General features: G+C 30.1%; 15 protein-coding genes. 7 read left to right on the forward strand and 8 right to left on the reverse strand.

What is annotated here, in order from left to right; translation table 11 throughout:
- Nucleotides 1-36 precede the first annotated feature (36 nt).
- The 3 genes from B3M86_RS03590 to B3M86_RS03600 form a co-directional block, all read right to left on the reverse strand.
- Nucleotides 37-792, reverse strand: coding sequence for a DUF4241 domain-containing protein (locus tag B3M86_RS03590; protein WP_291076814.1), 756 nt, complete (start codon nt 790-792; stop codon nt 37-39).
- Between the two features lie 80 nt (nt 793-872).
- Nucleotides 873-1,472, reverse strand: coding sequence for a hypothetical protein (locus B3M86_RS03595; protein WP_286512845.1), 600 nt, complete (start codon nt 1,470-1,472; stop codon nt 873-875).
- On the reverse strand, nt 1,465-2,040 hold the full coding sequence (locus B3M86_RS03600; protein ID WP_038335750.1) for a Crp/Fnr family transcriptional regulator: 576 nt from the start codon (nt 2,038-2,040) through the stop codon (nt 1,465-1,467). The genes B3M86_RS03595 and B3M86_RS03600 overlap by 8 nt, the downstream gene beginning before the upstream one ends.
- Nucleotides 2,041-2,148: 108 nt before the next feature.
- Between B3M86_RS03600 and B3M86_RS03605 the strand changes: the two genes are divergently transcribed.
- The 3 genes from B3M86_RS03605 (at nt 2,149) to B3M86_RS03615 (ending at nt 3,792) form a co-directional block, all read left to right on the forward strand.
- Nucleotides 2,149-2,556 (forward strand): RrF2 family transcriptional regulator, encoded by a 408-nt coding sequence (locus B3M86_RS03605; protein WP_291076817.1) that lies wholly within the window; start codon nt 2,149-2,151, stop codon nt 2,554-2,556.
- Between the two features lie 53 nt (nt 2,557-2,609).
- Complete coding sequence (locus B3M86_RS03610) at nt 2,610-3,266, forward strand: NAD(P)-dependent oxidoreductase (RefSeq protein WP_291076819.1); 657 nt, start codon at nt 2,610-2,612, stop codon at nt 3,264-3,266.
- 94 nt (nt 3,267-3,360) lie between these two features.
- Nucleotides 3,361-3,792 (forward strand): hypothetical protein, encoded by a 432-nt coding sequence (locus B3M86_RS03615; protein ID WP_152606146.1) that lies wholly within the window; start codon nt 3,361-3,363, stop codon nt 3,790-3,792.
- Nucleotides 3,793-3,845: 53 nt separating this feature from the next.
- Here B3M86_RS03615 and B3M86_RS03620 read toward each other — a convergent pair whose 3' ends face one another.
- On the reverse strand, nt 3,846-4,220 hold the full coding sequence (locus B3M86_RS03620) for a hypothetical protein (protein WP_052217816.1): 375 nt from the start codon (nt 4,218-4,220) through the stop codon (nt 3,846-3,848).
- A 110-nt stretch (nt 4,221-4,330) separates the two neighbouring features.
- Nucleotides 4,331-4,696: a methylglyoxal synthase gene (locus B3M86_RS03625; protein WP_038335760.1), complete on the reverse strand. Its 366-nt coding sequence runs from the start codon at nt 4,694-4,696 to the stop codon at nt 4,331-4,333.
- 99 nt (nt 4,697-4,795) lie between these two features.
- On the opposite strand from B3M86_RS03625, the gene B3M86_RS03630 reads away from it, so the two are divergent.
- A complete protein-coding gene (locus B3M86_RS03630) occupies nt 4,796-5,845 on the forward strand; it encodes a 2Fe-2S iron-sulfur cluster-binding protein (protein WP_125349352.1) in 1,050 nt (349 codons plus the stop codon).
- 66 nt (nt 5,846-5,911) lie between these two features.
- On the opposite strand, the gene B3M86_RS03635 is transcribed toward B3M86_RS03630, so the two are convergent.
- The gene (locus tag B3M86_RS03635; protein WP_221854442.1) at nt 5,912-7,234 is read right to left on the reverse strand and encodes a solute carrier family 23 protein; all 1,323 of its coding nucleotides are present in this window, start codon (nt 7,232-7,234) and stop codon (nt 5,912-5,914) included.
- Between the two features lie 149 nt (nt 7,235-7,383).
- On the opposite strand from B3M86_RS03635, the gene B3M86_RS03640 reads away from it, so the two are divergent.
- Complete coding sequence (locus B3M86_RS03640; protein WP_038335762.1) at nt 7,384-7,605, forward strand: heavy-metal-associated domain-containing protein; 222 nt, start codon at nt 7,384-7,386, stop codon at nt 7,603-7,605.
- A gap of 55 nt (nt 7,606-7,660) precedes the next feature.
- On the opposite strand, the gene B3M86_RS03645 is transcribed toward B3M86_RS03640, so the two are convergent.
- Nucleotides 7,661-8,005, reverse strand: a complete 345-nt coding sequence (locus B3M86_RS03645) for a hypothetical protein (RefSeq protein WP_221854443.1) — start codon at nt 8,003-8,005, stop codon at nt 7,661-7,663.
- A gap of 504 nt (nt 8,006-8,509) precedes the next feature.
- Here B3M86_RS03645 and B3M86_RS03650 point away from each other — a divergent pair.
- Both B3M86_RS03650 and B3M86_RS03655 read left to right on the forward strand, forming a co-directional pair.
- Nucleotides 8,510-8,992, forward strand: a complete 483-nt coding sequence (locus B3M86_RS03650) for a hypothetical protein (protein WP_115000270.1) — start codon at nt 8,510-8,512, stop codon at nt 8,990-8,992.
- Between the two features lie 26 nt (nt 8,993-9,018).
- A complete protein-coding gene (locus B3M86_RS03655; protein ID WP_291071096.1) occupies nt 9,019-9,462 on the forward strand; it encodes a hypothetical protein in 444 nt (147 codons plus the stop codon).
- Here the strand turns inward: B3M86_RS03655 and B3M86_RS03660 are convergent.
- The coding region (locus B3M86_RS03660; RefSeq protein ID WP_291078971.1) for a hypothetical protein at nt 9,459-9,803 on the reverse strand (345 nt) is incomplete at its 5' end. The genes B3M86_RS03655 and B3M86_RS03660 overlap by 4 nt on opposite strands.

The following is a 9,803-nucleotide window of genomic DNA, read 5'->3' on the forward strand; positions in this document are numbered from 1 at the left end:
TCATTTTTTCAGGACGTTACAGATCTAAAAAATTAATTACAACCACTCATCATCATCTTCTGAATCTTCTAATTCAGCATCGATGAATTGAATATAAAATGCAACAATTTCTCCTTTTTCATTGTATCCAAAGTAAGCGGGATAAATTCCTTCACCAAAACCAGCTTGAAAAATTGGCGATTTGAATTCTGTATTTGGAATTATCCAATTGATCCAATCTCCTTCTTCTGACTGATATTTTGGGTTATTTTTAGCATTTTCTACGAATAATGCATTAAAATAATCATCGTATAAATTTACATCACCTTTACTCTCGAATTCATCAATAAATTTTACAAAAGAATCTTTAGCTTCTGCATCAACAATTGTTGCTAAACCACTTTCGATAGAAAAACCAAAATACTCTCCTTCTTGTAATTCGTCAATCAATTCAATTCCTTTCATTGCTTCTTCGTAACGAACAGGTTTTTCGTTTGTAAAAGCAACTTTGATACAACCAATCAAATTCTCAACGTCACCATCGTCTTCAAATTTTACGATGCTTGCAGTTACAGGAAAATTACCTTTTGGCGTTTCAAGGAAATAAGGATCTTTATCCATTGATAAATATTCTCCCAAAGGATCATTTACAAAGATTTTACCTGATGGTAAAGAAACTTCTCCCATTTCAATTTGGTCGATTTCTACACCTCCAATTTCTTTATCTGTAAAATATTTTTCTAAATCATTAGGAGCTAAAGTGAATTCTCTTTTAGATTCCCAAGTTTTTAACCATTCTGCTGTTGGTTGCATAAATTATTGTTTTTAAGTGGTACAAAATTACATTAAATAATGAGAGTAACTCAACTTTTATATGTTAGTGAAAAATTAAATTATCTTAATTTTTTTCTCAATTCGTTCTTATCAATATCATATTCTAAATGCATGATAGAAATTAAATCATCTTCAGAAAGTAAATTGTTTTTGTAATATTGAATTAAAAATGATTCGATTTTAGAAAATTCATTTAACGATTTTTGTAAAAAATAAGCCTCAATAAATTGATTGTCTTTTGTTTTTAATGTAATCAAATTACTAATTCCGTGCGAACCTTCTGGATTTTCAAATTCTCCAAATTCCTTTACAGCTTTTCCTTTGTAATCTTCATTATCAATGACAATAGAAAACAAATCGTTGATTGAAAAAGTTTGATCCTTTACAGAAATTGTATCTTTTGTAAATGTCAATTTTCCATCAAAATTACCTTTCAATTCTGCCGAAGGTCGCTTAAAATAACCATTCCAATAGGCGACAGCTGTTGCTAAAAGCCCAATAAAAATGTAATAATAAGTTTGATTTTTGAACACTTTCAGTTCCAAAAACACAAAACTAATTACAGTAACCGCTAGAAATGATAAGATTACTTTTGCAATCTGTTTATTATTTTTTTTAGGTTTTTCTGGTACAAAAATTTCAAAACTATAACTATCCATGTGCTATTTCTTTACGAACTCTACTTAAACTTTCGGGTGTGATGCCTAAATATGAGGCAATCATCCATTGCGGTATGCGAGAGAGTTGGTTGGGATAAAGACGCATAAATTCTAAATAACGAGTCTTTGCAGATGCACCAAGTAACAAATTAATACGATCTTGTAAACTACGTACATGATTTTGAATTAATTTATTTTGAGCAGCTAAATAATTTGGATTTAATCGAGTGATTAAATCGTTCAATTTTTCATTCAATAAAATAACGGTAGAATCTTCTATTGCTTGAATATAAAATTTTGATTGTTGCTTACAAAAAGCACTATTTCTATCACTTACAATCCAATTTTCTGTACCAAATTGTAAAACATGTTCTTTTCCGTTTTCATCTATTGTATAAGAACGAATAACGCCAGATTCTACAAAAAAATAATCTTCGGAATATTCGCCAGGTTCTAAAATAAATTCATTCTTTTTGATGTGTTTTACCACCAAAAATTTTTCAATTTCTGCCCATTGTTCTTCTGTGAGATCAATAATATTTGATAAATGTTTTTTATAATTTTCCATATGTATAGGAGTATGCAACAAATTTAAGAGAAATTAATTAATAAAATTGTATCAATATTTGTTACAATTAAAAATTTTGTACTAAATTTGTCCCATCGATTTAGAAAAATGAATAATTTAAGGTTTGCAACGGCGATTCATATTTTAGTTTTGACTGAAAAATTTAAAGGACAATTAATTACTTCTGATTTTATTGCTGGAAGTATTAATGTTAATCCTGTTGTGGTTCGTCGTGAGATTAAATTCTTGAAAGAAGCAGGCTTCATAGATTCGAAAAAAGGTAAAGAAGGAGGAATTTATTTAGTTAAAGATTCTGCTGATATTTTGTTAGGCGATATCTATAAAATTGTCAATCAAGAAAATGTTTTTGGAAGAATGAATCATACCAATCCTGAATGTCCAGTTGGTAAACAAATGAATGATAATCTTGAAAAATTATTTGATAATGCTGAATCAGAGTTGATTAAATCGTTAAATCATAAAACTTTAAAACAATTTTCTGATGAATTTCAGTAAAATTTTTTATCTTTAAATGTAACAAAATTAATTACAATATAAAATTAAATAAAATGAGAGTAGCAGTAATTGGAGCAACAGGTTTTGTAGGCTCACATATCGTAGAAGAATTGGTAAATAGAAATCAATCTATCAAAGCATTTGCTAGAAATACAGACAAGGTTTTGGATAGTAAAAACGTAGCTAAAGTGGCATTAGATGTAAACGATGTGCAAGCTTTGGCGACAGATTTGAAAGGTGCTGATGTGGTTGTAAGTGCTTTTAATGCAGGTTGGACAAATCCAAATATTTATGAAGATTATTTGAAAGGCGCAAAAGCAATTGAAGAAGCAACTAAATTGGCTGGTGTAAAACGTTTGATTGTTGTTGGTGGAGCGGGAAGTCTGTATGTGAATGATAAAAAAGAACTGCAAATTGTAGACGCGCCAGATTTTCCTGAGCAAATAAAACAAGGCGCTTTGGCTGCGAGAGATTATTATAATATCTTGAAACAAGATAATGAGTTGGATTGGACAATGTTTTCTCCAGCGCCAGAAATGCATCAAGGAACTTCTGGAGAGCGAAAAGGTACGTATCGTTTAGGGAATGATGTACCTGTTTTCAATGCAGAAGGTCGTAGTATTTTGTCTGTGGAAGATGTTGCAGTGGTGATTGCAGATGAAATTGAAAATGCCAATCATATAAAAAGTAGATTTACAGCAGCTTATTAAGGTGTTTGAATAAATTTATAATAAAATTATTTTTATAGGACAATTTTTTGTTTTTGGTACGGTTTGTGAAAAACAGATAGCAAATACAAGAATAATGAAATTGTCAATCGCAATAGGATGTTTAATTCTAAGTTTAGGATTTGTTCTAATATGCTCTTTTCTAAATCTTGGTGTATTTTTTAATCAACTGCTTGGAGTAGTTTTTCTGTTCTGTAGTTTGTTTATGGGATATTTAGGTTTTGTCAATTTATTTGACTACCTAAATCATTCAAGATTAGTAAATAAAGGAGTAAAAGTAAAAGCACATATTATTGAAATAAAAAGAGGTTTATTAGGAGAAAATCATTTGCCAGACTATATAGTTGAAGTTTTTTATAAACATCCAAATACTGAAAAAATTTATTATACAGAATTTGAATATTTTGGAGATGTTAACGCAAGTGAGAATCTAAAGAAAGGAAAAGAGGTTGATATTTTAATCGATCCTCAAAATCCAGAAAATATTTATTATAAAAATGTAATTTAAAAAGGCTGTCCTAACAAATAAGACAGCCTTTATTATTTTTATTCGGATAAAAACTATTGTTTGATATACGTTTTATTTCCATTGTCATTGATGTAGTATTTTCCACCTTTTGGTCCTACATAAACTTTGTGCCCATTGTAAGTACCTGCAGTGGTAGTTTTAGCTACAGTCGTTTTCTCCACTTTTTTTTCTGAAACTACTTTTTTATCAGTTGTACCTTTAGGGGTAACTTCAGTTTTCTTAGTTGTGGTTACTTTTACATCCTTTTTAGCATCTGTTCCTTTTTTATCTGCTGATGCTTTAGTTGTTGTTTTTACTGTTTCTGTCTTAGTTGCTTTTGTTGGAGTTTTTGTTTGAGCAAATGCTACAGATGATCCAGTAAAAGCAAATAAGCTAAGCGCGATAGCTGTTTTTTTAATTAAATTCATAGTGATTTTGTTTTGAATTGTTATTTATATTCAGTTAAAATTTCTATTCAATATTAAACAAATTATCATCCAAAACAATAAGAATAAACTTAAGATTAGCTTAAGAAAAATTATTTTAAATGATCCAATAACATTTCTGCTGTCGCTGGGTTTGTAGCTAATGGAATATTGTGTACATCGCACAGTCTCAATAACATATTTACATCTGGTTCGTGCGGATGTTTTCCCATCGGATCTCTAAAAAAGAAAACCATATCTGTTTTTCCTTCTACAACTCGAGCAGCAATTTGCGCGTCACCACCAAGAGGACCAGATAGATAGCGCGTAACTTTTAGTCCAGTTTGCTCCGCATACTTTCCTGTCGTTCCTGTTGCGATAAATGTGATATTATTATTGTTTAAAGCTTCTTTATGTTTCATTAAAAAATTGACCATTTCAGCTTTTTTTCCATCATGAGCGATCAATGCTATTTCCATATATTTTTTCTATTTAATCTAAAATATTACTTTTGTACAAAGTTAGCAGAACAATCTTAAATAACGAGTTGTTTTCAGAATTATAAATAGTATACGACTATGAAATTTAATTTATTAACGGTAAAAGAAATTGTAAAATTAACGGCTGATGCTGTTCAAATTTCGTTTGATGTTCCTGAGGAATTACACGAAGAATACAATTTTTTACCTGGACAATATATCACTCTTAATATTAATGGAGAACGAAGAGATTATTCTTTGTGTGAATCTCCTAATGATAAAAAATGGAGCATTGGGGTTAAATCTCAACCAAATGGAAAGATTTCTTCTTATTTAGCAAATGAACTAAAAGTTGGTGATCAATTGGAAGTTTCTACACCAAGTGGACGTTTTACAATTCCAACAAAACCAAACGAAAAACGTACGTTATTAGCTTTTACGGCGGGTAGTGGAATCACGCCAATTATGAGTATGTTAGAGTTTACTTTGCAGACTGAAGAATGGGTAAATTTTCATATTTTTTATGTAAATAGAGATGAAAACTCAATCATGTTCAAAGAGCGTTTGACAGAATTGAAACAAAAATATCCAAACAATGTTTTTATTCATCATTTCTATACGCGTCAAGATCAAGAGAATTTTATTTACAACGGACGAATTGATGAGAAGAAGTTTGATTTAATTTTGAATCAAATTATTGATATCAATGAAGTCGATGAAGCAATGGTTTGTGGACCAGAAGAAATGATTTTGACTTTAGCGAAGAAAATCAATGAAGCGGGAATTATCGAGAAACATATTCATTTCGAAATGTTTAATCCTTCAGTGAAAACAGAAGATATTTTTACAAAACATGACGAAGGACCTCAAACGGTTCAAGTTACTGTAACACTTGATGGAGAAACTTCTGAAGTGACTTGGGATAGAGGAAAAAATTTGATTGATACAATGTTAGACGCTGGTATTGATGCGCCTTATTCATGTAAAGGTGGTGTCTGTTCGTCTTGTATGTGTAAGATAACGGAAGGCGAAGTGCATATCGGAGACAACTATGTATTAACAGATTCTGATTATGAAGAAGGAATGACGTTAGCGTGTATTTCTCGTCCAAAAACAGCTACTTTAGCAATTGATTTTGACGAAGTTTAAGAACAAAAAATATCTAATAAAAAAAGACGGAAATTATAAATTTTCGTCTTTTTATTTTATGATAATTTAATTTTCTTCATCAAACATTTCTTTGAATGAGACAAATTCTCTTCCAGGAAGAATCAAATTTAAAGCAACTCCAATTATAGAAGCTAAAGCCATTCCTTCTAAAGAAAATAAATCTCCAATGTGGATTGCTGCACCACCGATTCCAATGATAAGAATAACAGAGGAAATAATAAGGTTTCGTTTAATCTTGAAATCAACTTTATTCTCGATTAGCATTCTTAATCCGCTCGAAGCAATAATTCCGAATAATAAAATAGAAACGCCGCCCATAACTGGTGTTGGAATTGTACTTAATAAAGCTGAAACTTTACCACAAAATCCAAATAAAATAGCAAAACATGCTGCTCCAATAAATACATAAATGCTAAAAGCTTTTGTAATGGCTAAAACACCAATATTCTCGCCATACGTTGTGTTTGGAGGTCCACCTAAACAAGCTGCAATCATTGTTGCAATACCATCTCCTAACATCGATTTATCAAGACCTGGATCTTCGATTAAGTCTTTGTTCACGACTTTACTCAAAACTAATTGATGTCCGATATGTTCTGCGATTGGTACAATTGCGACCGGAATCATTAAGAAAATAACATACCAAGACAAAGTTGGTGTGTAATCTACAAAAGGAATGGTAAAATCTGGAATCATAAACCATTTAGCTTCTATAACAGGATTTAGGTCGACAACTCCCATCGTAATTGCAAAAAGATATCCACCAATAATTCCGACCAAAACTGGAATTACACTCAAAAAACCTTTACTGAAAATTGCTGTAATTATCGTGATAATTAAGGTAACAAAACCAATTATAACATAGGTTAAATCATATTCACCAGAAGGATTATTTGTCACCATTTTGATTGCTGTAGAAGCTAATCCCAGACCAATTACCATAATTACTGGACCAACAACAATAGGGGGTAAAAGTCTCATTAACCATTTTGTTCCTGCCGTTGCTATAAATAGTGCGACCAATGAATAAGTAACTCCTACCAAAAAACTACCAACCAAGAAACTTCCTGTCGCAATTCCACTTTCTGGGTTTGTTTCTAAAGCTTTCATTGCGATAATTGGATTGATAAAAGCAAATGAAGATCCCAAATATGAAGGGACTTTTCCTCGTGTAATTAAGATGAAAACTAAAGTTCCGATTCCACTCGAAATTAATGCAATTGCTGGAGACATTCCTGTCAAAGCAGGAACTAAAACTGTTGCACCAAACATTGCAAAAAGATGCTGTATACTTAATAATATACCTTGTCCTAACTTCGGTTTTTCGTCGATCGCTAAGATAATATTTTGGTCATTTTGTTGACTCATTTGTAAAAGAAATTGAAATTGTTTTGTTTGAATGCAAAAGTAGCTCAAAACGATTAATAAGTATAGAAATCATATAACTATTTAGCGAAATCTTGTAAATGGTTTTGGAACAATTCTATCGAAATTTGTAAGACAAAAATCAAAGAGTTATGGAAACAAAAGAATTAAAATTCAAAACAAATATAAATTGTAGTGGTTGCGTGAGCAAAGTGAAACCTTTTTTAGATAAGTTAGATGGTTTAGAAGCTTGGGAAGTTGATACTGATAATCCAGACAAAGTTTTGTCTGTAAAAATTAATCAAGCAACAGACGAAGAAATTATTGATACAATTGAGGAAGTTGGTTTTTCAGCTGAATTAATTGAGGAATAGATATTTTTTTAGGTAGAATGACTTATTTTTTGTGATAGTTTAAGTCAATATAATCTCAAGTTAATCTTGTGTTGACTTGAGATTTTTTATTTTTTCGAAATTGTAGAAAGAAAAGTACGCCCATAGCAAGTTGAAGAATAAATAATAAAATAATCCAAGTATTCATTTTTGCTGCAAAATCAGATAATTGATTGTACATTACATCATATTTATCTACCGAAGTTTCAGCTATATTTTTCACAAACTGTATATCGTTCGATTTTTCAATGAGCATAATTTGTTCACCTTTATAACCTTCATTTTTATTCGGAACAACTTCAATTTGATTAGCGCTTACAAAAAACAGAAAAATACTAATGATTGTAGATAAAAATAATAGAAAATAATTGATGTATTTCATGAGTTAGATTATGTTTTGCAAAGATACACTAACTTTTATTAGCTTGTTGTATATGCGCCAAATGATGATTGCAATTCCAAGCATAAATCGCAAGATTTGTTTACTGATGACGAAATTTTTTGTCCCAATCACTTTCAACAAAAGAATTTAACAAAGTAACCCAACGTTGATGCAGCCTTCAGAACGATATTATTGTTCGAATTTAGGTTCTGAAAGAGAGGTGATTTCATTCTGAATTTTTTGTGGAAACTCACGAATTGTTAAAATTCATCATTCAATAGATTCTTTGTTAAATGATGTTGAAATTTCAAATTTTCTAGTGTTTTCATATTGTTTTAAGTTTAAGAAATTTTTACAACTTTACTGATAAAAATTATTCTATTTTGTTAAAACAAGTCACTAACTTTGCAACTTCAAAAAATAATTGTGCAAACCAAACGCATCATAAAATTTGTCACGATACTGATTATTTTTATAATTCAGTTTCTGTTTTTATTTTCGATAATGAACGAAAGAATAGAACATTATCTTGTTCCTTACATTATTGCTGCAATTTGTTTACTTTTGATTGTGGTTTACCGCAAGTTTCCACTGCATCATCACGAATATTCTTTTGATCGTAAAACTTTGGTTTTATGGATTCCTATTGCAGCAATAATTACATATTTGATCAATAATAAATTAGGTTTAGGCGGTGTTTTTTCTGCAGGAATTATAGGAACTTTAGGTTCTTTTTTAACGAAGTTTAATTCTCGTTCAGAATATCTAAAACAAATTGCAGGACCAATTTATTGTGGTGCTTTCATTGGGATGACTTCGCTTGATTTTCAGTATGTTTATTGGATGATTATTTCGGCTGGAGTTTTTACTGCCTTGTTATTTTTTGCTACAAAATCTTTATTTGTTGGTGTGGGTGGAAAGCTAGGAACATTAGCATTTATAGGCGTTTTGTTGAGTATGTTGTTGTTTAAATTAATTATTGGCTAATGATTATTGAATTTTTAATATTAATGATGTTTTCAATAATTGCTTCATTAACAACATATGAATTAAACATTCGTTTCAAACAAGGTCCAGTTCGTGCCTCTGCAATGATTGCAATGATTGTCGGTGGATTTTTCTATTTTTTTCCAACAATTTTACCAGAGTTTTATACCAAAAATATTCCGTTGTATGTAATTGGCGGAACTTTCATTGGAATGGTATCATCAACCATAAATATTAGTTATTTTTCGTTAGTTTTTTCTCCAATTTTATTTGCAGTTTTATTGCATTATACGAGCAAAATTTTCAATGGTTATGGAGGGGCATTAGGTACAACTGCTTGTATTTCGTTGATGTGCACAATGGCATTTCCTATTATCACAAAAAATAAAAAGGTAACATATGGTTATCGTCTAATTCGAATTATTTTTAAGAAAAGAAAACGTAAGAAAATTATTAAACGAAAAGTTTAATCAAAACAATTGAAAACAATCTCTCCCAGTATTTTACTTTTCCAATAATTGATCTGTTTAATTTCTGATTCACCTAATAATTCTAAATCAGAAATGTTTACTTTTTTATTTAATTCTTTTGGATTTAGAAGGATCAAACTTGAATTTACTTCGGCTTTTAATTGTGAAATTAATTCAATAGGAAAGTCAATAAATTTCAAATCAAAGCATCTATTTTTTTCTACACAAGCAAAGATTAAATAATTTGAATTTACTATCAAATAAAAATTTTGTTTTGTCTTTTGATAATTAATTTTAATTTGATAAAAGTTAGAAGAATCAACCCGTTGTGCATTTTGATT

The sequence above is a fragment of the Empedobacter sp. UBA6305 genome, from assembly GCF_002440405.1.
Taxonomy (GTDB): Bacteria; Bacteroidota; Bacteroidia; order Flavobacteriales; family Weeksellaceae; genus Empedobacter; species Empedobacter falsenii_B.